The 24,559-nt window shown below is 45.6% G+C and carries 29 protein-coding genes; 26 read left to right on the top strand and 3 right to left on the bottom strand.

What is annotated here, in order from left to right:
* The first annotated feature begins 35 nt into the window (after positions 1–35).
* The gene (locus tag GK047_RS09390) at positions 36–1,292 is read left to right on the top strand and encodes an aspartate kinase (RefSeq protein WP_163944665.1); all 1,257 of its coding nucleotides are present in this window, start codon (positions 36–38) and stop codon (positions 1,290–1,292) included.
* On the opposite strand, the gene GK047_RS09385 is transcribed toward GK047_RS09390, so the two are convergent.
* The 3 genes from GK047_RS09385 to comA form a co-directional block, all read right to left on the bottom strand.
* Entirely contained in the window at positions 1,293–1,757 is a 465-nt protein-coding gene (locus tag GK047_RS09385; protein ID WP_163944662.1) for a DUF441 domain-containing protein, read from the bottom strand. It lies immediately after the preceding gene.
* A gap of 88 nt (positions 1,758–1,845) precedes the next feature.
* The gene (locus tag GK047_RS09380) at positions 1,846–2,565 is read right to left on the bottom strand and encodes a 2-phosphosulfolactate phosphatase (protein WP_163944659.1); all 720 of its coding nucleotides are present in this window, start codon (positions 2,563–2,565) and stop codon (positions 1,846–1,848) included.
* Between the two features lie 3 nt (positions 2,566–2,568).
* Positions 2,569–3,375: a phosphosulfolactate synthase gene (gene comA / locus GK047_RS09375; RefSeq protein WP_163944656.1), complete on the bottom strand. Its 807-nt coding sequence runs from the start codon at positions 3,373–3,375 to the stop codon at positions 2,569–2,571.
* Positions 3,376–3,717: 342 nt separating this feature from the next.
* Between comA and GK047_RS09370 the strand changes: the two genes are divergently transcribed.
* The 25 genes from GK047_RS09370 (at position 3,718) to spoIVB (ending at position 24,424) form a co-directional block, all read left to right on the top strand.
* Positions 3,718–3,984 (top strand): YqhV family protein, encoded by a 267-nt coding sequence (locus tag GK047_RS09370; RefSeq protein ID WP_163944653.1) that lies wholly within the window; start codon positions 3,718–3,720, stop codon positions 3,982–3,984.
* Between the two features lie 72 nt (positions 3,985–4,056).
* Positions 4,057–5,034: a stage III sporulation protein AA gene (gene spoIIIAA / locus GK047_RS09365; RefSeq protein WP_163944649.1), complete on the top strand. Its 978-nt coding sequence runs from the start codon at positions 4,057–4,059 to the stop codon at positions 5,032–5,034.
* A 13-nt stretch (positions 5,035–5,047) separates the two neighbouring features.
* Positions 5,048–5,566 (top strand): stage III sporulation protein SpoIIIAB, encoded by a 519-nt coding sequence (gene spoIIIAB / locus GK047_RS09360; protein ID WP_163944646.1) that lies wholly within the window; start codon positions 5,048–5,050, stop codon positions 5,564–5,566.
* A 55-nt stretch (positions 5,567–5,621) separates the two neighbouring features.
* Positions 5,622–5,825, top strand: coding sequence for a stage III sporulation protein AC (gene spoIIIAC / locus GK047_RS09355; RefSeq protein ID WP_056614718.1), 204 nt, complete (start codon positions 5,622–5,624; stop codon positions 5,823–5,825).
* A 10-nt stretch (positions 5,826–5,835) separates the two neighbouring features.
* On the top strand, positions 5,836–6,225 hold the full coding sequence (spoIIIAD, locus tag GK047_RS09350; protein WP_163944643.1) for a stage III sporulation protein AD: 390 nt from the start codon (positions 5,836–5,838) through the stop codon (positions 6,223–6,225).
* A gap of 87 nt (positions 6,226–6,312) precedes the next feature.
* Positions 6,313–7,512 carry a stage III sporulation protein AE gene (spoIIIAE, locus tag GK047_RS09345; protein ID WP_163944642.1) on the top strand — a complete coding sequence of 400 codons (1,200 nt, stop codon included), beginning with the start codon at positions 6,313–6,315 and terminating at the stop codon, positions 7,510–7,512.
* Positions 7,513–7,525: 13 nt separating this feature from the next.
* Positions 7,526–8,275: a stage III sporulation protein AF gene (gene spoIIIAF, locus GK047_RS09340; RefSeq protein ID WP_163944639.1), complete on the top strand. Its 750-nt coding sequence runs from the start codon at positions 7,526–7,528 to the stop codon at positions 8,273–8,275.
* A 4-nt stretch (positions 8,276–8,279) separates the two neighbouring features.
* Positions 8,280–8,918, top strand: coding sequence for a stage III sporulation protein AG (spoIIIAG, locus tag GK047_RS09335; RefSeq protein WP_163944635.1), 639 nt, complete (start codon positions 8,280–8,282; stop codon positions 8,916–8,918).
* A gap of 38 nt (positions 8,919–8,956) precedes the next feature.
* Entirely contained in the window at positions 8,957–9,742 is a 786-nt protein-coding gene (locus GK047_RS09330; protein ID WP_163944632.1) for a SpoIIIAH-like family protein, read from the top strand.
* Positions 9,743–9,898: 156 nt separating this feature from the next.
* Complete coding sequence (gene accB / locus GK047_RS09325; protein ID WP_163944629.1) at positions 9,899–10,402, top strand: acetyl-CoA carboxylase biotin carboxyl carrier protein; 504 nt, start codon at positions 9,899–9,901, stop codon at positions 10,400–10,402.
* 24 nt (positions 10,403–10,426) lie between these two features.
* The gene (gene accC, locus GK047_RS09320) at positions 10,427–11,785 is read left to right on the top strand and encodes an acetyl-CoA carboxylase biotin carboxylase subunit (RefSeq protein ID WP_163945304.1); all 1,359 of its coding nucleotides are present in this window, start codon (positions 10,427–10,429) and stop codon (positions 11,783–11,785) included.
* Positions 11,786–11,983: 198 nt separating this feature from the next.
* Positions 11,984–12,397, top strand: a complete 414-nt coding sequence (locus tag GK047_RS09315) for an Asp23/Gls24 family envelope stress response protein (RefSeq protein ID WP_163944626.1) — start codon at positions 11,984–11,986, stop codon at positions 12,395–12,397.
* Between the two features lie 89 nt (positions 12,398–12,486).
* Positions 12,487–13,047 carry an alkaline shock response membrane anchor protein AmaP gene (amaP, locus tag GK047_RS09310; protein WP_163944623.1) on the top strand — a complete coding sequence of 187 codons (561 nt, stop codon included), beginning with the start codon at positions 12,487–12,489 and terminating at the stop codon, positions 13,045–13,047.
* A 14-nt stretch (positions 13,048–13,061) separates the two neighbouring features.
* On the top strand, positions 13,062–13,289 hold the full coding sequence (locus GK047_RS09305) for a DUF2273 domain-containing protein (protein ID WP_163944620.1): 228 nt from the start codon (positions 13,062–13,064) through the stop codon (positions 13,287–13,289).
* Positions 13,290–13,402: 113 nt separating this feature from the next.
* Entirely contained in the window at positions 13,403–13,858 is a 456-nt protein-coding gene (gene nusB / locus GK047_RS09300) for a transcription antitermination factor NusB (RefSeq protein WP_163944618.1), read from the top strand.
* 116 nt (positions 13,859–13,974) lie between these two features.
* Positions 13,975–14,841 carry a bifunctional methylenetetrahydrofolate dehydrogenase/methenyltetrahydrofolate cyclohydrolase FolD gene (gene folD, locus GK047_RS09295; protein ID WP_163944615.1) on the top strand — a complete coding sequence of 289 codons (867 nt, stop codon included), beginning with the start codon at positions 13,975–13,977 and terminating at the stop codon, positions 14,839–14,841.
* Positions 14,842–14,848: 7 nt separating this feature from the next.
* On the top strand, positions 14,849–16,216 hold the full coding sequence (xseA, locus tag GK047_RS09290) for an exodeoxyribonuclease VII large subunit (RefSeq protein ID WP_163944612.1): 1,368 nt from the start codon (positions 14,849–14,851) through the stop codon (positions 16,214–16,216).
* A complete protein-coding gene (gene xseB / locus GK047_RS09285) occupies positions 16,206–16,457 on the top strand; it encodes an exodeoxyribonuclease VII small subunit (protein ID WP_163944609.1) in 252 nt (83 codons plus the stop codon). The genes xseA and xseB overlap by 11 nt, the downstream gene beginning before the upstream one ends.
* 1 nt (position 16,458) lies before the next feature.
* Positions 16,459–17,364, top strand: coding sequence for a polyprenyl synthetase family protein (locus tag GK047_RS09280; protein ID WP_163944606.1), 906 nt, complete (start codon positions 16,459–16,461; stop codon positions 17,362–17,364).
* A 113-nt stretch (positions 17,365–17,477) separates the two neighbouring features.
* Positions 17,478–19,364, top strand: coding sequence for a 1-deoxy-D-xylulose-5-phosphate synthase (gene dxs / locus GK047_RS09275; RefSeq protein WP_163944602.1), 1,887 nt, complete (start codon positions 17,478–17,480; stop codon positions 19,362–19,364).
* 35 nt (positions 19,365–19,399) lie between these two features.
* Positions 19,400–20,227, top strand: coding sequence for a TlyA family RNA methyltransferase (locus tag GK047_RS09270; RefSeq protein ID WP_163944601.1), 828 nt, complete (start codon positions 19,400–19,402; stop codon positions 20,225–20,227).
* Positions 20,228–20,330: 103 nt separating this feature from the next.
* The gene (locus GK047_RS09265; RefSeq protein ID WP_163944598.1) at positions 20,331–20,783 is read left to right on the top strand and encodes a hypothetical protein; all 453 of its coding nucleotides are present in this window, start codon (positions 20,331–20,333) and stop codon (positions 20,781–20,783) included.
* A gap of 2 nt (positions 20,784–20,785) precedes the next feature.
* On the top strand, positions 20,786–21,235 hold the full coding sequence (gene ahrC / locus GK047_RS09260) for a transcriptional regulator AhrC/ArgR (protein ID WP_163944595.1): 450 nt from the start codon (positions 20,786–20,788) through the stop codon (positions 21,233–21,235).
* 15 nt (positions 21,236–21,250) lie between these two features.
* Positions 21,251–22,978 carry a DNA repair protein RecN gene (gene recN / locus GK047_RS09255; protein ID WP_163944592.1) on the top strand — a complete coding sequence of 576 codons (1,728 nt, stop codon included), beginning with the start codon at positions 21,251–21,253 and terminating at the stop codon, positions 22,976–22,978.
* Between the two features lie 117 nt (positions 22,979–23,095).
* Positions 23,096–24,424 (top strand): SpoIVB peptidase, encoded by a 1,329-nt coding sequence (gene spoIVB / locus GK047_RS09250; RefSeq protein ID WP_205516584.1) that lies wholly within the window; start codon positions 23,096–23,098, stop codon positions 24,422–24,424.
* Positions 24,425–24,559: the final 135 nt, after the last annotated feature.

Here is a 24,559-nt window from a genome sequence, read left to right as displayed (position 1 = left end):
GTTATGCACTAGTATGTGTTAGGAGTGGGTCTGCTTTGTCTCTTATAGTGATGAAATTCGGCGGCAGCTCTGTCGGTGATGCGGAGCGAATGAAACGTGTTGCAAAAAGAATCGTTGAACGAAAGCAAGCAGGGCATAGCTGCGTTGTAGTCGTTTCGGCGATGGGAGATACAACAGATGAATTGATCGACCTGTCTAAGCAAATTTACGATGGAGCCCCTCCGGCTCGTGAAATGGATATGCTGTTAACGACGGGAGAGCAAGTATCGGTTTCCCTCTTATCGATGGCAATACATAATTTGGGTGAACAAGCGGTTTCTTACACCGGCTGGCAAAGCGGTATTTTCACAGAAGAAGTTCACGGTAAGGCAAGAATTACAGATATTCAGCCGCATCGCGTGTTGAATGCGATTGAACAAGGTAACGTGGTTATCGTAGCTGGGTTCCAGGGAATGACTGAAGCCGGTGAGATCACGACGCTAGGTCGCGGTGGTTCGGATACGACGGCTGTTGCACTTGCTGCTGCGATAAAGGCTGATCTTTGCGAGATTTACACGGATGTAGACGGTATTTACTCGACAGATCCGCGGATCGTAAAGGTAGCGAGGAAGCTTGAGGCTATTTCATACGATGAAATGCTGGAGTTAGCTAACTTAGGAGCAGCTGTACTTCACCCAAGAGCGGTTGAATATGCGAAAAATTACAACGTGACCTTGGTGGTGCGTTCGAGCTTTAATTACAATGAAGGAACCAATGTGAAGGAGGAAGCAGTCATGGAGCAAGGCATCGTCGTTCGAGGCATCGCTTACGATAAAAATGTGGCAAGAATTAGTATTCTGGGTGTACCTGAGAAGCCAGGGCAGCTGGCTAAAGTGTTTATGGCACTTGCCGATGCACAAATTGATGTAGATATTATTGTTCAAAGTGGCGTACTCAGCGGCTCTGCTGACTTCTCTTTCACAACTTCTTTAGCAGATCGGGAAAGAGCATTGGATGTCATCGAACAAACGCGTGAAGATATCGGCTATCGCGAAGTAACTTCCGAAGTGAATCTAGTTAAAGTATCTATTGTAGGCGCGGGTATGGTAAGTACTCCGGGAGTTGCGGCTACAATGTTCAAAGTTATTTCTGACTTAGGTATAAGCATTTCTTTAGTAAGCACGTCTGAGATTAAGATGAGCTGTGTGATCGATAACACGAATCTTACAGACGTGATTCGCGCTCTGCATACGGCTTATGGCTTGGACACAACGGAGCAAGCCTTCGTGGGTGGCCCTGAGGATCGTAGATAACTAGCTAAGCTTATCAGCGATAAAGTAAGCCAGTTTCAATAAAAAAGCAGTGATTCCGGCGGCCATCAGCGGACCTACCGGAATACCGCGCATAAAGATAATGCCAAAAATAGAACCAATGACGAGGCCCACAATTAATTGTGGGTCTATTTTTAATAATTCTAGCCCTTTGCCATTCATATACGTAGCGATCGCTCCGCCAATGAGAGCGATAATTCCAGGCCATGTTGTAAATACAGAGATAATATCTTTATACGAAATGCGCTCACTCGCGAATGGAACGAGCACACCCATCGTCAAAAAGAGCAGCCCGATTTCTAATCCTCTTCGCTCAACTGTAGGCAAGTAACGATCAAGACCGAGCAATTTGAAGGCGAGCAGAATGCAGGCAGCCGTCGTAATAATTGGTGATCGACCGAGCAATCCGATAATGATAAGAATAACCAAGAGCAAATCGCCGTTCATGCCAAAACCCCTTGTCTTATGAGTAGTCAATCCTAGTCTATGAGGGGGGGGGGCTTTTTAGAACGCTATCGTAAGTTGGGCTGAGGGATTACTTGGTATGCAGCACCAGTTGATGACGTTCTAGAATGGGGACATGTTCTGTACTATTAACTTTGCTGCAAGAAATCAGATCTTCTTGAAATCCGAGCTTGCATAATTTCTTTCCATTGGTACATGCAAGCAATGCTTCCAAGAGTGTATCCTTTGTTTGTAAATAACAACTTTGCATCGCTAAACCGAAATCGTTTATAGTAAGCTGTTTGGTACCAAGAATGCCGCTAAGTTCATCCAAGATGAGTCCCGCGCACAACCCATCCTCTAAAGAGAAAACGTCCTGCGTTCCTGCGCATAGGATGACTACATCTCGTTTGAAATGTACAGCCGTATTTGCACATGCATTGCTGTTTGTCAGTGCTCCTGCCAGCACGTGCTCCGCTTTTGTTGCTTTTTGAATGCCTCTCGTGCCGTTCGTTGTCGTGAGGATAATTCGTCTGCCTTCTACGGCTTTTCTTGTATATTCTTGGGGTGAATTTCCAAGATGAAAGCCAAAGATTTTTTTGCAATACCGCTCGCCTCCGAGCAGGTCCCCCGGTTTGTGCAATTCTTTGGCTTGCAGGACGGTTTCTACCGGAATGATGGACTGACATCCATTAGATAGCGCGGCAATCATCGTGCTTGTGGCACGAAGAACATCAATGACAATGACGGTCTTGTGAATAAATTCGTCGGATCTAGCCTCTCCGATGTTGGCAACCACATCGATATGCATGAATTATTCCTTTCTGGTGCCGAAGGACAGCGTGTCGGACCGAAGTCCTCTACGTAAAGCTTCCAGGGATATGATGTCGTGTGTGGAGATGTTACCCAAGTGAATATTCGGTCCTAACAGCTGCATCAAATGCACTTGCTGGTTTTTTAGTGGCGCTTCCCAGAGCAATAAATGTTGATTTGGAATGCCGGAAAGAACTTTTTGCAATTCTTCGTCTTTACAGTTTCCCTCTTTGTCAAATATGCCAACACCCATTCCGGATTCACGCGCTTCAATCGTAATCAGTTCAGCTCCGAATTGAGCGTCAATCGTAATGGTCTCAATTAATTCATCAAGCTCGATGGATGACCCCCAACCCTTTTTGCCGTACTCGGTAACGACTTGCAGACCTTCTTCTAAACCTCTCAAAATGAGCTCGTTTCTTAATCTCCGCTCCACTTCAATCGTACCGTCTGATACTTCAAGACCCGTAAAACCAAGCATAATAATCATGTCAAAAAAGGAGGATACCGCGTTTTGAGCAATCGCAACTTCCAGAAATGTACCACCCGGATAAATACAAATTCCGCTGGATCTGGCCATGTCAATTTTTTTCTTTAGAAGATTCTGAGGGTAAAGCGGAGAAGTGCCAAAGCCAAGTTTGATCATATCCAAATGCTCTCCAGAAGTGCTAAGTAAATCTTCAAAGGCGTTCAATCCCAAGCCTTTATCCATCACCATTGTTTTGCCAAGAGTCCTAGGTTTGGCCTGCCTTTGCCCCGTGGGATCGGCCAAAACCGGATTCCAATTCAGATCAGAGGTTACTTTCATCGGTAAATCTCCTCACTATCCCTTTGTAGGTTCATTTATGTTTTCATCCTATGCATTTTCATATGGGGTGGTGCCCATCATGCCTAAAATCAGACGAGCGTGCATAAGTTAGGGTTAATAGAGATTGCTACCACTGCCCTCAATTAATCGAAACGTTCGAGTGCTTCGCGATCTGATCGTTACGTTTGGATCCCACCTAAAAATTGTTCCTTACATTAAAGGGAGGCCTTGGCAGGTGCTCCAGGTATTCAGAAGTACGCCTGCGGTATAAGTTGGAATTCTGAGAAGTTCGACTAAAGGTAGTGCGTAAAGATTATCCTTGTTAAGGGAGGGAAGTGAAAATTGATTAACAAAATTGTGCTAAGTATGGCATCCCTAAGGTTAATGTCAGGAAGCATTGAGATTATTGCGGCGATTATCATGCTTCGATTGGCGACGATCGAGAAGGCTCTGTTGGTGAATACAGGACTCGCTCTAGTAGGCCCTCTAGTACTTCTAGCAACGACGACTATTGGTCTAGTAGGTATTGCTGAAAAACTATCATTTGGCAAAATGCTTTGGGTGTTAGTAGGGGTAAGTTGTATTTTTATTGGGATTTTGAAAAAGTAATCTGTCATATTTCTTTCTATTAGGCATACAAATAAATATAGAAAATAGCTCAACTTGGAGGCATGTCTGCCTATGTTGGATTCCATTATTAGCCTGCTGCCTCACTCTCTTAGACTCATTCTTTCGCGGCTGCCAAGCAATGTACAAGCTAGTGTTGAAGAAATACGAGTCAGAGAATCAAGGCCGCTTGAGATCAGTTATGACGATCGCTACGCCTTCTTGGACGCGCAGGGTCAGATGGTAAAAAAGGAAGCTGAGGCTTACAAGCCAACTCATCAAGATTGCATCTCTTTGCTGGAGCAGTTGACGAATCATTCCCTTTATACCTATGAAGAAGAACTGCGAAGAGGTTATATTACGATCGTTGGCGGTCATCGTGTAGGACTGGCCGGTCGTACCATACTCGAACAAGGACGAGTGAAACAAATTCGCGATGTCAGCTCCTTCAATATTCGGATTGCTCGTGATATTGAAGGTGTAGGTAAAGCGATTGTGCCGTTCCTTTACGACCCCCTCGTGCAAAACATTCATCATACGCTCATCATTTCATCGCCTCAGCAAGGTAAAACCACGCTAGTTCGAGATTTGGCCAGGCTTGTAAGCCGTGGTGATTGGGGAGTAATCGGTTCTGCTCAAACAGGTCGTAAAGTAGGCATCGTTGATGAACGTTCCGAGCTAGCCGCGTGTGTTAAAGGGGTGCCAAAGTTCGACATGGGGCCTCGGACCGATATTTTGGATGGTTGTCCAAAGGCGGAAGGCATGATGATGATGATCCGTTCGCTTTCTCCAGAGGTGCTTGTTGTGGACGAGATCGGTCGACCCGAAGATGCAATTGCGATTCATGAAGCGCTTCACGCGGGGATTCGCGTTATGGCCACTGCACATGGTTCTGATTATGAAGATGTACGTTTGAGGCCCGTTTTGAAACTTTTAATGGAAGAGGGGGTGTTTAATCGATATGTCATTTTGGATCGAAGGAAGGGCGAGCAAGCGCCGTTTCGGGTTTTGGATCGTGCAGGTAGGCCGCTTGTCTCGCAAACGCGCAGGTAAAGGATGATGAATAGTGCTTAAGTTTGTAGGAGCGGTTCTCATTATTGGCGCTGCTGCCTTGCTTGGATTCCTTCAGGCTGCTCATTACGCAAGGCGTCCGAAACAAATCCGTTTGTTGATTAGCGCTTTGCAGCGGATGGAAACAGAAATTATATACGCGCTTACGCCGCTTCCAGAGGCGTTTGCTTCGCTAAGTAAGCAGATTTCTGAACCTCTATCATCGTTATTTCGATTAACATCAGAGCGATTGATTGCGAGTGTTGGCATATCAACGCGGGAAATCTGGCAGCAAACGGTCAAGGATGTATGGAAGCGAACCTCCATGAAACAAGTGGAGCAAGAGGTGGTTCTTCAATTGGGATCCGTACTTGGACTTACTGATCGTGGCGATCAGGTTAAACATCTGCGTCTAGCCGTTAGCCAGCTTCAAGCTGAAGAAACAGAATCTAGGGATGAGCAAAGGCGCTACGAAAAAATGTGGAAAAGCCTAGGCGTGCTGATCGGAGCGTTAATCGCGATCTTGATGTATTAGATGTAGCAGCTAGTCCATTCACAAGCGAAGTTGTCAACAGAGTGAGGTGCCTGGAATGAACGTAGATGTGAACGCCATTTTCCAGATCGCCGGCATCGGTATCATCATCGCGATGATCCATTCGGTGCTTAAGCAAATGGGCAAAGAGGACATGGCTCACTGGGTCACGGTCATTGGCTTTGTGGTCGTGCTCTTTATGGTCGTCAGTATGCTGGATAATTTGTTTAAAGAAATCAAAACGATATTCTTGTTTCAATGAGGTGGGCCCAATGGAAATTATACAGATTGTGGGACTAGGGCTCATCGTCACTATCTTGTCGCTGATCATCAAAGAACAGAAGCCGATGTTTGCTTTTCTACTGGCCACCTTTGCTGGTATCCTCATTTTCTTATTCCTGATTGGGAAAATTTCTTCGGTCATTCAGGTTCTCGAAAATTTGGCGCAGAAATCGAACGTAAACATGGTGTTTCTCAAGACGATTCTCAAAATTATCGGCGTTGCTTACATAGCCGAATTTGGCGCCCAAATCGTACGAGATGCAGGCCAAGAATCGATAGCCTCAAAGATCGAATTATCGGGCAAAGTGCTCATTATGGTCATGGCAATTCCGATCGTGACTGTCATTATTGAAACCGTCGTGAAACTGCTTCCCGCCTAAAGCGCCAAGCAAGTTTCCAATGGAAATTGCAGCAGATGCTTACGAAGCTAGCTTTCTCTTCCGAAAGCTCTAAGGAGCTGTACATGAATGATCCTAGACGATTCGCGCCAGATGTCGCACCACCGCTGGATGATGTTGATCATAATGACGATGAGTCTGTGGCTCGGATGGATGGGTTCTTCGGTCGCGGAATCTCCTACAGATATCATAATTAAGGAACAGGCAAGCCATCTGAACACGGATCAGGTTGAACAATATTGGGATAAGCTTATGAAGGATTATGGTGGGTTTTTCCCGGAAAGTAAGACACCAACCTTCATGGAACTGCTGCTCGGAACGAAAGGAATTAGCATGTCGAGTATATTTAAGGGGCTGCTCAGTTACGTTTTCCATGAAATTATCGTGAATGGTAAGCTGCTTGCCTCCATCGTCATTTTGACCGTGTTTAGCATGATTCTGGAAACGCTCCAAAGCTCATTTGAAAAGAATACAGTTAGTAAGCTTGGTTATTCGATTGCCTACATGGTTCTTATTATTATTGCGATCAACAGTTTTAGTGTTGCTATTGGTTATGCCAAAACGGCGATTACCTCCATGATTCAATTCATGGTCGCTATCGTTCCGCTGCTCTTAACGTTGCTTGCCTCCATGGGGAATGTAACATCCGTTGCCATCTTGCATCCATTGATTGTCTTCATGATTCATTCCGTCGGAACAGCGATTTATGTATTTGTATTCCCGCTCTTATTTTTTTCTGCTGTTCTTCACATCGTGAGCTCACTGAGTGAAAGGTACAAGGTAACACAGCTAGCCAATCTGCTTCGTACGATTAGTCTCAGTATGTTGGGGGTATTCGTTACTGTGTTTCTAGGTGTGATTTCCGTACAAGGGACTGCAGGGGCTGTAAGGGATGGGGTAGCTATTCGCACGGCGAAGTACATCACAGGTAACTTCGTTCCTGTTGTGGGGAGATTGTTCTCGGATGCGACGGAAACGGTCATAGGTGCATCATTGCTTGTTAAAAATGCCATTGGATTAGTTGGAGTTGTCATCCTCATCCTGCTGTGCGCTTTCCCAGCCATCAAAATTCTAATACTTGCCTTCATTTATAACGCGTCAGCAGCCATCATGCAGCCTTTAGGCGATAACCCTATGATTGCCTGCCTGCAGACAATTGGGAAAAGCTTGATTTACGTATTCGCTGCGCTAGCGGCCGTGGGGTTAATGTTTTTCCTTGCCATTACGATCATGATCACGGTTAGTAATGTTTCGGTAATGATGCGTTGAAAGGAGTCGTGCGATGGATTGGTTAGGGGGATGGCTGAAGTCAGTTATCATGGTTATCATGCTGGCGACCTTCGTAGACTTGCTGCTTCCTAGCAGCACAATGCAGCGGTATGTCAAAACCGTCATGAGCCTATTCGTCTTACTTACCTTGCTCTCTCCCGTGATGCAGCTATTTAAGAAGGATTGGAACGTGGACGAATTGATTGGCTCAGCTGAAAAAAAACAAAATGAAACGACTCAACTAGCAAGCAACGGAAAAAAAAACCTCATGAAATCCCTCGATGACATCACCAAAGAAGCTCTGAAGCTTAAGGCTCAAGGCCAGAAGCAGTCGCAACAAATCATTCAAACCGAGCTAGCGCAGCTTCTGAAGGATGATATACAAAAACAAACAGATTTCGTCGTTCAAGATGTTAAAGTGCTTGCACAATTCGACAATAATGGGGAACCGAGTATTAACCTTATTAAGGTGACCCTTGATGATATAGAAGCCAAGAAGAAGCTTCAACCGCCTGTTGGTCAGCAAAGTATTGCCGTTATGGAGCCTGTCCAACCCATTGCTCCGATTCGGCTCGAAAAAGAAATCAAGGTGCAAGGCAGCAGTCAAACAAAGCAAGTAGATGCAAGCGTCGCTGCACAATTAACTCCCCGATTAGAACAAGAACGCGAGCGGCTTACCAAAGGAATTACGCGTGATTGGCAGGTAAAGTCTGCACAGGTTGACATCCAATTTCAACAACAGAATGGAAGGATCGCGAGGTGAATCGATGGGAACATTGCTGCAATGGATGGAGCAGAAATTCGGCGGGGGTCCAGGCGGACCTAAGAGGAAAAACACGCTGTTATGGTTAGTATTAATAGGTCTTCTTGGGGCGTCGCTGATGATTATGAATTCTTTTTTAACAGTGAAAGAAGTTGATCCCATCAATGCGGGGCGAGCCTCCCCACCACCTAGCAAAGAAACATTTTTGGGAAGCTCGCCCAAAGAAAACTCCGCCTTTCATGATTATGAAGCTGCCTACCAATCGCAACTGAAAGATATTTTACAGAAAATTGTTGGCGTTGGCGAAGTGGAAGTGCTGGTCACGATTGAATCTACAGAAGAAATGACTGTCGACAAAAACTACAATGATAATCAGCAAATGACGACAGAACGCGACACCAATGGAGCGACACGCAACATTTCCCAAGTAACCCGAAGCGGTGAAGTTGTCATCTACCAAGTGTCAGGAGATCAGAAACCGCTGGTGCTCAAATATATTAAACCCAAAATTAGAGGCGTTATCGTTGTGGCTAAGGGCGCTGAAAATCTCACCGTGAAAAAAATGATGATGGAAGCTGTTGAGCGCGGTCTTGATGTGACTTCGAATCGCATTTCAATTTTACCAAGAAAAACGGGTGAATAAAGATTAACCCTATAAACTAATCCAAGGAGGAATATACAATGAATGCAAAAAGACAAACAATCTGGCTCGTTTCCATGTTAAGTTTAATGGTGGTGCTCTCTGCTTATTATTTGTTTACCGAGGATGTGAACAAGCTCGATCTGGCATCGACGGAAACAGCAACGAAGCCACAGGAAGTAAAAATCGATATGAGTCAGGTTGATCCTGCAACTGGGAAAACGGATGTGAAAGCTACGACAGGCGTTGACGCCAAGTCGGGTACGAAAACAGATCCAAAGTCAGATCCAAAAACAGGAACGCAAGCGACAACAACAACGAAAACAGATGTGAAGACAGAGGTTAAAACGGATGTTAAAGCAGATGCATCCAAAACAACAACCGTAGATCCAACGAAAACGACGAAGTCCACCACAACGGCCAAAACTGACGATCAAATCATTAAACAAGTCGAAGAACAAGCGAAAACGACTTCCGCGGGCGATTATTTCACAAATGAGCAAATGAAACAGCATGAACTTTTTAGCAAAAAGTCCTCCGATTTAATGGGAATTATTGTTGATTCCAAGCAAACGCCTGAGGCCGTAGTTAAAGCGAATAATGATTTGGAAAAGCTTGCAGACGTTCAAGATAAAGTAGAAGGATTGCAGGATCGATTATTAAAAGACTTCCCACAAGCGATCGTAAATCAGGATGGTAACAAGTGGAAGATTACGGTGCAAAGCGACAAATTAGAGAAAAGCCAAGGTGTTACCATTGTGGATATGGTTGTGAAAGAGTTAGGCGCAGCACCAGAAAATATCAAGGTTCAATACGTGCGACCATAGTGATTCGAGACTTAGGTGTCGAATCATGCGTAGCGTTGGAAAGGGTCCAGACAAACTGGACTCTTTCCATTTCTTACGTTTATGGGTATAATACATACGGTGCGGCTATCAAAACCCGCATGTTAATGGTTCACCAACTTTGAAGGAGTGACATGAATGTTCAAATTGAGTGAAATCAAAGAGTTGATCAAACTCGTCGATCAATCCTCTTTACAAGAGCTTGAAATCGAAAATGAAGGCGCTCGCCTAGCGATTCGCAAGCCGAATAAAACTGAGCCCGTTTACGTAACGACAGCACCTGTACAACACTCATATGCGCCAGTCGGACAAGCAAGCTTTGCAAATCAGCAAGCGCCTGCAGCTCTGGAAGAAGCCTCTGTACCTGCAACGAATGGAAATGCTAAGCAAGAGGACTCATCTTTACATAAGATTGTTTCGCCAATGGTAGGAACCTTCTATCAGGCTGCTTCCCCTGGCTCTGCTCCTTTCGCAAGTGTTGGCTCCAAAATAGGCGACAAAACGGTCGTCTGTATTGTGGAAGCGATGAAACTGATGAATGAAATCGAAGCTGAAATTAGAGGCGAAATTGTTGAGATACTCGTTGAAAACGGACAACTCGTTGAGTATGGACAACCTTTATTTTTGGTAAGACCGGAGTAAGCGTGTTTTACAGGAGGGAAAATGATGGAATTTCATAAAATCCTAATAGCGAACCGTGGAGAAATTGCTGTTCGTATTATTCGGGCATGTCGAGAACTCGGCATTTACACGGTAGCTGTTTATTCGGAAGCAGATCGTGAGGCGCTGCATGTGCGTCTTGCTGACGAAGCATATTGCATCGGGCCGACTGCGTCCAAAGATAGCTATCTTAATTTCACCAATCTGATGAGCGTAGCCACGTTGACGGAGTGCGATGCCATTCATCCAGGGTATGGTTTTCTGGCGGAAAATGCGGACTTCGCTGAACTTTGCGAAAGTTGCAATATTACGTTTATTGGACCGTCGGCGGATGCAATAAGCCGTATGGGCGACAAGGCTGTTGCCAAACAAACGATGGAAGAAGCTAGAGTCCCTATCATCCCAGGCTCTGATGGATTGGTAGAGAATATCGAAGATGCAGTTGTTATTGCTAGAGACATCGGTTACCCGGTTATCATTAAGGCGACAGCTGGCGGCGGCGGCAAAGGCATTCGCATAGCGGAAAACGAGGATATGCTCGTTCAACAAATTACTGCAGCGCAGCAAGAAGCCCAGAATGCTTTTGGTAATTCAGGCATTTATTTGGAAAAATATTTAACGGGCATGAAGCATGTTGAGATTCAAATTATAGCTGACAAGCATGGCAATGTCGTTCATTTGGGCGAACGTGACTGCTCCGTTCAGCGTCGCAGACAAAAGTTGGTTGAAGAAGCACCTTGTCCAATTCTTACACCAGAGACGCGGACAGCAATGGGAGAAGCAGCTGTGCGCGCGGCTAAGGCTGTTGCCTACTCGGGCGCAGGGACACTAGAGTTTCTCCTAGGAGCAGACGGCAAATTCTATTTCATGGAAATGAATACGAGAATTCAAGTTGAGCATCCAGTTACTGAAATGATTACAGGCATTGATATTATTAAAGAAATGATCCGCGTTGCCGAGGGCAATCCGTTATCCTTTACGCAAAATGACGTTAAAATTAACGGTTGGGCCATCGAATGCCGTGTGAATGCAGAAGATCCTAACAAAAATTTCATGCCTTCGGCGGGTCAAGTCAAGTTTTACTTGCCACCGGGTGGATTTGGCGTTAGGGTAGACAGTGCTGTATATCCTGGATACACCATTCCTCCTCATTATGATTCCATGATCGCCAAGCTGATTGTTTGGGGACCGACGCGTGAAGACGCGATTGCTCGAATGAAGAGAGCTCTAACAGAGTTTGCTGTTGAAGGTGTGCATACGACGATCCCATTTCATCTGAAGCTGCTCGAGCACAAGAGATTTATCAAGGGCGACCATGATATTAAGTTTTTGGAAGAGCATGATGTGAACGACCCGGAATCATAGTCGAACATTTGTCATATTTTTCACGGAATGGTATAGTTATTAATTAGGACGACTTATCAGAAGTCTGCGAACAACGCTATCAAGGAAGTTTTCTGGCGCGAATCTCAGATCCTATGTTCAATGCCAGTTGTACTGGCGCAAAACACGGTAATATTACTTTAAGTAAGGTTGCTGTGCAAACTCTCAGGAGGTGCCACTATGAGCACAATCGCTCCGGATTACGTCAAAACAGACATGGGCAGCATTCAAATTGCCCCCGAGGTTATCGAAATCATTGCCGGTTTGGCAACGGTTGAAGTTCAGGGAGTAGCAGGGATGAGCGGCGGATTAGCAGGCGGCATTGCTGAGTTGCTGGGACGCAAAAATTTGTCCAAAGGCGTAAAAGTTGAAGTGGGGCAGCGTGAAGCCGCCATTGACGTCTCCATTATTATTGAGTACGGGAATCGAATTCCTGAAGTAGCTAGTGATATTCAACAAAATGTAAAACAAGCGATCGAATCGATGACTGGCTTGAGCGTCGTTGAAGTGAACGTTCATATTCATGATGTCCATTTCAAAAGCGTTGAGAAACCGATCGAAGAAGAAACAGCAGCCGCTCATCGTGTGAAGTAAGCGGAAGTGCTGAATCCATATGGATCATTCGAAGCCCCCTACAGGTTTGCAGGGGGTTTCCTCTAACTATGGGAAGGGGACTAGCTTAAGTGGGTAAAATTGTCGATAGGCTTCTACTGCTTCTTTATAGCCTAATTGTATTCGTCGCTTCCATTATTGTTTTATGTACGGCGAGCGGTTGGATTCCAAAGGCACAAGCAGAACTAACGCTAAGCCACTTCTATGTGGACAAGAACTACGCATACCCAGGAATTTGTATTAGCTTGATTGTGTTGCTTATTAGTATTCGGTTTCTATTCATTTCTTTACGTCGAAGTCGTGCACAATCTCCTTCAATCGATCAACGAACGGATTTTGGGGATATTCGGATTTCAATGGAAACCGTTGAAAATCTGTCTTTGAAAGCAGCTGGACGTTCGAAAGGTGTTAAAGATTTACGCGCGCGAGTAAAAGTAAATCAATCAGGTTTGGAAATTACAATCCGGACAGTTGTTGACGGAGAGACATCGATTCCTGAGCTGACTGAAGAAATGCAAAGCGCTGTGAAAAGCTATATCGAAGAGATTACAGGCATCCCAGTAGCTAACGTAACCGTATTCGTTGCGAACATCGTGCAATCCGCGCCAACGTTTAAAAGCCGAGTCGAATAGAGGTGAACCCACTCATGTGGAACGAGCTGTGGGAACAGCATAGGGGCAAAGTAATCGGAGTGGCAGCAGGCATTTTCTTCGGATTTATTTATTTGTTTTTTGGCTTTTGGGACATGCTGATCTTTGCATTCATTGTCCTAGTTGGATTATATGTTGGGAACAAGCTCGATCGTAAGGAAAGCTTCGTGATGCTTGAAGACATTTGGCGTTATCTCACACAAAAATGGAGAATGTTTCGCTAAAATCCCTGGTCCATCCATGGATTTTTTTGTTTGGATTCATTCCCGAATGACGTATACTAGTAGAAAAGGGAAGTTGGGCTGTAACCTGTATTCCCAACTTTAGGAGGACCATAATGAAACGCAGAGTGGCAAGGGAAATTGCTTTACAAAGTTTATACCAGATTCAAATGAATGAAGCTTCGCCCAAAGAAGCAGTATTGTGTGCGATTCTTGAAGCAGAGAATGATAATGAAGCGGAGCTTGAAGTTCCAAATGAGAAAATATCTCCTACTTTTATTTTTGAATTAGTTGAAGGTACTTATGAAAATAAAGTTCGAATTGATGAATTGCTTGAACAATATTTGCAAGGCTGGCAGATGGATAGGCTCTCGCGAATTGATCGCGAAGTTCTTCGTTTAGCTGCTTACGAAATGATATACAGAGATGATGTTCCGCCAAAAGTTGTCGTGAATGAAGCGATTGACTTGGCCAAACATTTCGGTACGGACGAATCCGGAAAGTTCGTTAATGGGGTTCTAGGTAAAATGATTAAAGAGTTAGATGAATTAAAAGTCAAAGCTTTACAATAACGCTTTTTTCGAACGTTCGGCTTAAAAAGGTTAACCATGCAAATGTTCTAACGGAATCTCTTAGCTTATGATTAAATTGTCAGTTTTTCTTACGAAAACTCTTAGGAGGAATCAAGATGTCAGGACAAGTTATTAACGGGAAAGAACTCGTTAGCTCGATTCGTGAGGAGATTAAAGCAGACGCTTCAGCGCTTACTGCGCGGGGGAATCAACCAGGACTCGTCGTTGTTATTGTTGGGGAAGATCCAGCCTCACAGGTATACGTTCGAAACAAAGCGAAAGCATGCGATGATGTGGGCATTTATTCCGAAGTTCATCGTCTACCGGAGAACACAACACAAGAGGAATTGATTTCCTTAATTCAAAAGTTTAATGCGGACCGTCGAATTAACGGCATTTTGGTCCAGTCTCCATTACCTAAGCATATTGATGAGGAAGCAGTCGTGGATCAAATTGATCCGACGAAGGACGTCGACTGTTTCCATCCAGTGAATGTAGGTAATCTGATGATCGGTAAGGATGGAATGAAGCCTTGCACACCTCATGGCGTCATTGAAATTCTCAAGCGCACTGGCGTGGAAATCGCAGGGAAGCATGCTGTGGTTGTAGGTAGAAGCAATATTGTTGGGAAGCCGATGGCTATGCTGCTTTTACGTGAACATGCTACGGTGTCCGTTGTTCACTCTCGTACACCGAATATGGAAGACATTACGAAGCAAGCCGATATTCTAGTTGTTGCTGTAGGAAAAGCGCATTTGATTAAAGCTCATCATGTGAAATCTGGTGCTGTCGTCATCGATGTAGGAATGAACCGTCCAGCAGATGGGAAGCTGACAGGGGATGTTGATTTCGAAGCAGTGAAAGAAGTCGCTAGCGCGATCACGCCAGTTCCAGGCTGCGTAGGACCGATGACCATCACGATGCTGCTTCGTAATACGGTAGATGCGGCACATCGCGCAGCTAAAGCAAACGTGAGCGTTTAGCGGACGTATGGGGAAAAACGAGACGAAAATCTTATCGGTTAAGGATTTAAACCGTTATATCAAAATGACCCTCGAAGGCGATAACCGACTTCAAGATATTTGGATACGCGGCGAAATTTCTAACTTTACTCATCATTCTAGCGGTCATATGTACTTTACTCTGAAGGACGCAGACGGTAGGCTGAAAAGCATTATGTTTGCCTCGCAGAACCAGAGGCTGGGCTTTTTACCTAAAGAGGGTACGCGAGTGATCGCTCGGGGTAATATTTCCGTATATGAAAGAGACGGAGCTTATCAGTTCTATGTAACGGCGATGCAGCCCGATGGTATTGGTAGTTTATTTCTGGCTTTCGAGCAGTTGAAAAAGAAACTCGAAGGCGAAGGGTTATTCGCGGCGGAGCGCAAGAAACCGATTCCTCGGTTTCCCCGCGCAATCGGCGTGATTACATCTCCGACGGGGGCCGCGATTCGTGATGTCATCATCACACTGCAGCGGCGCTTCCCGTCCATCCCTATCCTCTTGTACCCCGTGCTGGTACAGGGAGCGCAAGCAGCGCCATCGATCGTCAAGGCGATCGAAGTGATGAATCGGCTCGGAGAAGCCGATGTGCTCATCGTAGGCCGCGGCGGCGGCTCGCTAGAGGAGCTGTGGGCGTTCAACGAGGAAGCGGTGGCGCGGAGTATCGCTAACTCCGCGATTCCCGTCATCTCGGCCGTCGGCCATGAGACGGACTTCACGATCGCCGATTTCGTCGCTGATCTGAGGGCGCCAACGCCCACAGCAGCGGCCGAGCTTGCGGTGCCGCATCATCTCGAGCTTAAGCAGCAGCTTTCGCAGCAGGCGCAGCGCCTTCATTATGGACTGCTTCAGCAACTGCGGCGCAAGCAGGAGCGGTTGGAGCGCGCGAAGCGCTCCCCGTTTCTTACGAACCCCCGCAGACAGCTGGTTATGCAGCCTGCGGAGCGGCTTGACCGGCTGACCGAGCAGCTCGGGTATCGCATGCAGCAGCGTGTGTCACGGCTTGCTGAGCGCCATAGGAAGCTGGAACGCAGCCTATCCAGCTTCAACCCCACAGAGCAGGCCGTGTTCGCCAGACGACGCTTAGACACGGCGGGGCGACAAATGCTGACGGCCATGCAGTCGCTCCTGCGAGAGAAGAAGCAGGAGTGGCAGTCTAGCCTCCGTCATTTGGACGCGCTCAGCCCGCTGAAAGTCATGCAGCGGGGCTACAGTCTTGCTTACGATGAGCAGGAAGAGAAGCTCATCCGTTCCGTTGAGCAGGTGCAAATTGGGGATGTCATCAAGATTCGCCTCAGAGATGGTAGATTGGATTGTCATGTAGCGGGGATGGAGGAAAACAAGGATGCCAACTAGTGAAACTGAAATTAGCTTCGAACTCGCCATCGAGCAGTTGGAGCGTATTGTCTCCCAACTTGAGAGCGGCGATGTGCCTTTGGAAAAAGCGATTGAGCTGTACCAAGAAGGGGTTAGGTTATCGCATCTGTGTGGAGTGAAGCTGGAGCAGGTCGAAAAGAAAATCGAGATGCTGGTTGAGGGAGAAGCGGGAGTAACTCGGAAACCTTTCCAACCGGTCTTGGAAGATAAGGGGAATTAAGTTGACGAAGACGAGCACGATTCGCGAATATATAGCCGCTAACGCAGATGCGATAGAAACGGCACTAGCACAATCTTTACCCGTTAACTGGGAGATTCCACTCGCCCTTAGGGATTCCATGAGTTATTCGCTTATGGCAGGCGGCAAACGCTTGCGCCCTATATTCGTTCTAGCTGCTGCTGAGGCATTAGGAGGATCGAGAGAAGCAGCGCTTCCTGTGGCTTGCGCGATCGAGATGGTGCATACCTATTCCTTGATTCATGATGATCTACCAGCGATGGATAACGATGATTATCGCAGGGGCAAATTGACCAATCATAAGGTATATGGGGAAGCAATGGCTATTCTAGCTGGTGATGGGCTGCTTACACATGCCTTCTACAGCATCTCACAAGCGCATAAGGTTCACGGTATTGCGGCCGATCGTGTGTTGGCCATTACGGAAGAGCTTTCTGTTTTAGCGGGAGCGCGCGGTATGGTCGGCGGACAAGCGGCTGATATGCTGGGTGAACAAGGGATTACCAAACTCGAGGAATTGGAATATATCCATACGCACAAGACGAGTGATCTGATTGTTTTTTCCCTGCGAGCTGGAGGTCATCTTGCAGGCGCTTCTGAGGAACATCTTGCAGCACTTCGTAAATTCGGCCACGCAATCGGACTCGCTTTTCAAATTCAGGATGATATCTTGGATATTATCGGGGATGAGAAGAAGCTGGGCAAACCCGTGAAGAGTGATGAGAAGCAGCAGAAAGTGACCTATCCTTATTTTATCGGCATGGAAGCTTCCGAACAGAAGATCAAAGAATTAACGCAACAAGGCAAAGATGCCTTATTGCAAGCGAATATGAATAATCCGGAAAGATTATTGCAGTTAGCCGACTACTTGATGCAAAGGGATCATTAAGTATTTTTTGACTTAAGCGTATCGTGTATTTCGTTAGTGTTACATGCAGGCCTCTAATTTATGTTATACTGTTGTAATCTTAGCATTTTCACATTGAAAGTGAGGAAACAAGCGTGCTGCTCGAACAAATCAATCAGCCTGAGGACTTAAAGCGTTTATCCTTACCGGAGCTTGAGACATTGGCTAGTGAGATCCGCCAATTTCTGATTGAGAAGCTTTCCGTCACAGGGGGACACCTATCGTCTAATTTAGGTGTGGTTGAGCTCACCATTGCTTTACATACCCTGTTCCACAGCCCGTATGATAAATTGCTATTTGATGTGGGCCATCAAGCTTACGTCCACAAAATTTTGACAGGCCGTAAGGATAAATTTGATACTTTACGTAAATATAAAGGTTTATGTGGTTTTATTAAGCGTTCCGAAAGTGAACACGATGTTTGGGAAGCTGGACACAGCAGCACCTCTCTGTCTGCTGCCATGGGCATGGCTCTGGCGCGCGACTTGAAGGGTGAGCATAACAAGGTTATTGCGATTATCGGAGATGGTGCGATTACAGGCGGAATGGCATTGGAAGCCATGAATCACATCGGACACGAGAAGAAAAATATTATGGTTATTTTGAATGACAATGAGATGTCGATTGCGCCCAATGTAGGGGCTCTTCATAATTACTTGAGCAAAATTCGTTCGGATCGTCATTATTTGAAAGCAAAAGAAGAGGTTGAACATTTACTTAAGAAAATTCCTGCCATCGGTGGTACGCTGGCCAAAACCGCGGAGAAGCTGAAGGACAGTCTCAAATATTTCGTGCTGAATGGCGTTTGGTTTGAAGAATTGGGTTTTACGTACATTGGTCCAGTTGATGGGCATAATTTGCCGGTTCTGATGGATACGCTTAAGCAAGCGGAAAAAGTGAATGGACCTGTTCTCGTTCACGTAGTTTCAACAAAAGGCAAAGGTTACACGCCTGCAGAGCAAGATTCTCACAGCTGGCATGGTCCGGGACCTTACAAGATTGAATCCGGTCAAGTGCTCAAATCAGTAGGCCCGCCTATGTATACAGAAGTGTTCGGTAATACGTTGATTGAGCTAGGCGAGCAAGATCCTAGAGTGATTGCAGTTACTCCCGCAATGCCTGGAGGCTCCGGTTTGTTGAAATTTGCGAAGCAATTTCCTTCTCGCATGATTGATGTAGGGATTGCTGAGCAGCATGCGGCAACGCTTTGCGCCGGACTTGCAAGCGAAGGTTTGAAACCTGTGTTTGCTGTGTACTCCACATTTTTGCAAAGAGCTTATGATCAAGTTGTGCATGATATATGTCGACCTAAGCTTAATGTCACATTTGCCATTGACCGTGCGGGATTTGTTGGACCAGATGGCGAGACGCATCAAGGGGTTTACGATATTGCCTTCATGCGCAACTTGCCCAATATGGTATTAATGATGCCGAAGGACGAACGCGAACTGCGCAATATGATGCAAACGGCGCTTGAATATAATGATGGGCCTATCGCATACCGTTATCCACGAATTAGTGGAACGGGTGTAAATCTTAACGAGGCACCTAAAGCAATCCCAATTGGAACGTGGGAAACCGTTCGCGAAGGGGACTATGCAGCTGTGTTAGCGGTGGGGCCTATGGTTCAAATTGCGGAAGAGGCAGCGGAACAGCTCTCCAAAGAAGGCATGAATTTACGCGTGGTGAATGCTCGGTTTATTAAGCCGTTAGATGAAGCGTACTTACTTCAAATAGCGAATGATTCCATGCCTATCATCACGATGGAAGAAGGCGCCATACAAGGTGGCTTTGGCAGCGCGGTTGTAGAATTTTACGCAGAAAAAGGTGTCGTAGGGCTGCCTGTTAAAATGATGGGGGTTCCTGATTACTTCGTCGAACATGGTTCTGTAAAAGAGCAGCGTGAGGAAGTCGGGCTTACCGTGCAAAATCTCATAGCTGAAGTGAAGAAGATCATGCCGCGCAAGCGCCAACGTGCCTAAGGTGCGAACCATACGAATAGGAGTTACCCATTCACATGTCATCTGATAAAGAACGTATAGATATTCTGCTCCTTGAACAGGGGTATTTTGAAAGTAGAGAAAAAGCAAAGGCCGCCATTATGGCAGGCCTTGTTTTTGCTGATGAGGAACCTGTCGATAAGGCAGGTACGAAGATCAGTCGTAAGTCTGTGCTTAAAGTAAAGGGAGCGCTCCATCCTTATGTTAGCAGAGGCGGCTTGAAGTTGGAAAAGGCGCTGAAGCAATTCGAGATTCATGTAGATGGCGCTGTCATGCTCGATATTGGCGCTTCAACAGGTGGCTTCACGGATTGTGCGCTGCAAAATGGTGCCTCTTACGTGTATGCCATCGATGTGGGATACAATCAGTTGGACTGGTCGATTCGCAACCATGAACGAGTGAATGTGATGGAACGAACAAACTTTCGTTTTACGAAGGCTGAGGATTTAAGCGGTCCTCGACCGACTTTTGCGTCTATTGATGTATCCTTTATCTCCCTTCGTATTATTTTGCCGCCCCTGAAGGAAATTTTACAGGAGCAGGGAAGCATTGTAGCTCTCATTAAGCCGCAATTTGAAGCAGGTCGGGAGAAGGTAGGGAAATCAGGGGTTGTCCGTGATTCGGATGTGCATAAAGAAGTACTGACTACGGTGCTTATGTTTGCCGATCAGCTTGGTTTATATTTAAGGGGGCTTACGTATTCCCCTATCACTGGCGGAGAAGGAAATATTGAGTTCCTCGCTTATTGGACATGCAGTAAAGAGGAAAGCTCGATCAGTGAAGATTCTTTGGCGTCTCTTATTTCCGCTACGGTGACAGAGGCGCAGAAATTGCACGGTAAATAAACTCATCTTGTATCCGCTACTTCTGCGGCCCAGAGATGGGTTTTTTGCTAGTAAAAAAGGATTTTTTGGATAAATTCGCGAATACTATGGCGAGGTGATGGACATGGAGAAGGGCGATGTCACAGTCATTTTGCTAATCGTATTCGGTTTTGTAATCTTTCTTATTTGGCGTTTTTTGTATTGGCTTCAAACACCAATGAAGCGGGGAGTTCGTGTCCCCTCAACGTCTGAGGTGCCAGAAGATGAAGTGGTGGCACTCCTTGAGGGTGCAGGGTTTGATGTGCTTGCTGGCAAGACCAAAATCCCGATTATCATTACAGTGAATGATACCGAGCAGCTGGAGAGTCGGCTTTTTATCGATTATTTTGTGGAGAAAGATGAGAAGTTGTATCTGGTCAAACTAGCCAAAGAGCGTAAAACGCTTGAAATGACAGGAAGCTCTGTACGGGATATGCTGCTTTCCTATAGCTTGATTTACCCCGAAGCAGCCGGGGTGCTCTATGTGGATATGGGGCAAAATAAAATCAAAAAAATCACATTTCATATAGAGGTGTAAGCATGAAAGGTCAACGACATGTGAAAATCAGAGAGATCATCACGAATCATGAAATTGAAACGCAGGATGAGCTTGTAGAATCTCTTCGAACAGCTGGTTTTCATATCACACAAGCGACGGTGTCGCGTGATATTAAAGAGCTTCATCTGATTAAGGTACCTTTGGATGATGGTAGATATAAGTATTCGATGCCTGCGGATCAACGTTTTAATCCGATGCAGCGATTGCGTAGAGCGCTTAGCGACCATTTTGTCAGTATTGATTTCACGGATAATCTTGTCGTGATGAAATGCTTGCCAGGTACAGCTAGCACGATTTGTGCGCTAATTGATAACCTTGATTGGAATGATGTGATGGGGACCATCTGTGGGGACGACACCATTCTGGTTATTTGCCGCGGCAAGGAAAATAGTCAAACGTTTGTTCATCAAGTGATGTCATTATTATCCTAAATTAGGGAGGCGCACATGCTAACAGAACTTTCGATTCGTAATTTGGCCGTCATTGAACATGTACATATTCGTTTTAAATCAGGGTTCCATGTATTAACAGGGGAAACCGGTGCTGGGAAATCTATTATTATTGACGCTCTTACGCTTATTGTAGGCGGTAGAGGCTCATCTGAGCTTGTACGTTATGGAGCAGATAAAGCCGTTATTGAGGCGATGTTTGATTTGCCCTCTACGCATCCCGTTTGGCATACGCTTACAAATTTCGGTATTCAAGCCGAACCAAGTGAGCATTTGGTTATTCGTAGAGAGATTACCGCAGCGGGAAAAAGCTCAAGTCGGATTAACGGTCAACTCGTCAACCTGACAATGATGCGTGAAACGGGTGAGTGGCTCGTGAATATTCACGGTCAGCATGAACATCAATCTCTGCTTGATGTTGAAGAGCATATTCACTCCTTGGACTTGTTCGCTGATGCTGAAATCAATGCGGCTAAGAAAACCTATCAGGCCTCTTATGATCAATATATGAAACTGCAAAAGGATCTGCGAGAACTGCAAGAAACAAGTAAGCAAGCACTCCAGATGCTAGATTTGTATCGGTTCCAGATTGAGGAGCTTACGACAGCGGAGTTGAAAGTAGGCGAGGATGAGGCGTTGCTGGAAGAAAAACGAAAATTAGCCAATGCGGAGAAGCTATACCAAAGCACATCGGAAGCCTATGATTTCCTCTACGCGACGAATCGGGGCTTGGATGCGACGGGTAAAGCGGTATCCCGATTACAAGATATCGTTCAGCTTGATCCCAGCAAGCTAGGGCCTTTGATGGAACAAGCGCAGAGCGCTTTCTACCAGCTCGAAGACGCGGCTTATCAATTGCGCGATTATCGTGATGAGATTGAATTTAATCCGAGCCGTCTGGATTTTATCGAACAAAGATTGGATCTGATTAGTTCGTTACGTCGTAAATATGGCGAAAACATTCAAGAAATGCAGGCTTATTTAGCTAAAATTACAAGAGAAGTCGATACGATTGAAAATAAAGACGAACATATTCGTAATCTGGAGGCGAAGCTCGCCAAAGAAGAGAAGCAGCTTGGCATAGCGGCTTTGGACCTTTCAAATATTCGCAAAGAAATAGCTCAACAGCTTGCTTCTCAAATCGAAATTGAGCTGCGTGACTTACAAATGGAACGCACGCAGTTCGGAGTTCAAGTCGGGCAAATTTTAGATGAACGCGGCATAGAGGTAGATGGCAATAAAGTTCGTTTTTCGAGGCAAGGTATCGACCAGGTTGAGTTTATGATGGCTCCAAACCCTGGTGAACCCCTTCGCGGTTTAAGCAAGATTGCATCCGGTGGAGAGTTGTCCCGTATCATGCTGGCAATGAAAACGATCTTTGCTCGGATCGATCAGATCCCTGTTCTTGTTTTCGATGAAGTCGATACAGGAGTGAGCGGCCGCGCGGCCCAAGCGATTGCAGAGAAGATGTCCGCTCTTTCTCGTGGCTGCCAAGTATTTTCGATCACGCATTTGCCGCAAGTGGCTAGCTTTGCTGACGTTCATTTCTACATTCGTAAAGAAGTGGATCAAGAACGAACATTTACTCGTGTGCAAGATTTACCGGAGACCGGACAAATTGAAGAACTGGCACGCATGCTTGGCGGCGTTGAAGTAACAGAAACGACGCTTCACCACGCAGGGGAAATGCTTGCCATGGCACGAAATAAGAAATCAAGGATATAAAGTATAGATAGTCATCATTTTCAGTTATAAAACGGGGGGAGTGGGGTTAACTTATAGGTACGCATTTGACGAAGCTGTTCGTCAGGGCCTAAGGAAGTGTGGAGGAGCGTGAAGAATTTGCAGTCCAACAAAAGAAAAAGATTGATTGGTCTCCTGCTCGTCTTCTTCGTTTGTATGGTTAGTTTGTCCACGCCTTTTCAAAGCTTTGCCTCGTTTCCCCAAGAACTCCGTTTATTTAGCGGTCAAGGAAAGCAGCTTCAGTTAACTATGCCGGTGAGCGCGCAAGTAACGGTCAAAGACCCCGACATCGTGAAAGTTAACGGTACGGCCAAGCACTCATTTAAGGTTAATTTGAACGAACCAATTTCTTTACAATCTGACCATTCCGGACAAACGGAAATGAAGCTAAAGCTCTTTGGAGCCATTCCGCTTAAAACGGTCAAGGTCAATGTAGTTCCAGATTTAAAAGTGATACCTGGCGGACAAACCATCGGTGTAAAAATTAAGTCTGCCGGCATTCTTGTTGTAGGTCATCATCTTGTTGCGGTTGCCCAAGATCAAAAGGTTTCGCCTGGGGAAGAAGCCAAAATTCAAGTTGGAGATCTCATTACCAGAATCAACGGGAAAGACTCCAAGGATGTTAGTAAAGTTGCAGAACTTGTAGCCAAATCAGGCGACAGCAAAACGCCACTGGATCTAACAATATTGCGTAACAGCGTAGAAATTCAAGTTAAGCTTCAACCCGCCTATGATGTGGTGGACAAGTCATATCGCTTAGGCTTGTATATTCGTGACTCAGCTGCGGGTGTTGGCACCTTAACGTTCTACGCGCCTGATCAGGGTGTATATGGCGCTCTAGGGCATGTGATAACGGACATGGATACCCAAACGCCTATCATCGTGGGTGACGGTGATATCGTCTACTCCAATGTCACTTCGATTTCGAAGAGCCACAACGGAGAACCGGGAGAAAAGCGTGCAACCCTTTACAAGGATAGCAAGGTTATCGGTAATATTGAGAAAAACACTTCCTTCGGTATTTTCGGGAAAATGTACACAGCCCCTGACCATAGCTTTGACAAAAATGCAATTCCTGTGGCATTCGCTGAAGAAGTGAAAGAAGGTCCGGCTCAGATTTATACCGTAGTAGAAGGTCAAAAGGTAGAGAAGTTTGATATTCAGGTCATCCATGTGTCCAAACAGGAATCTCCGGCAACAAAGGGAATGGTGATTAAAATTACTGATCCAAGATTGCTGGAGAAGACAGGAGGTATCGTCCAAGGGATGAGCGGCAGCCCAATTATCCAGAACGGTAAAATGATCGGTGCTGTCACACATGTCTTCGTGAACGATCCAACAAGCGGCTATGGCTGTTTCATTGAATGGATGCTTCAAGATTCAGGAATTATACTAAGACCTTCATCAGCAGAATCAAAGGCGAGCTAACTGCCTTTGATTTTTTATTATAAGGATGATCCCATGGTTACTTCATTTTACATTACGGCATATTTCCTTATTCGATATGTCGAAAAATGTTGGATATTATAGATAAATATATCATTATATAAGAAAGTGAAATAA

The organism is Paenibacillus sp. SYP-B3998, assembly GCF_010820665.1.
Classification (GTDB): Bacteria; Bacillota; Bacilli; order Paenibacillales; family NBRC-103111; genus Paenibacillus_E.
The sequence above is the reverse complement of the archived record's forward strand: the minus strand, read 5'-3'. Positions and strand labels throughout refer to the sequence as shown.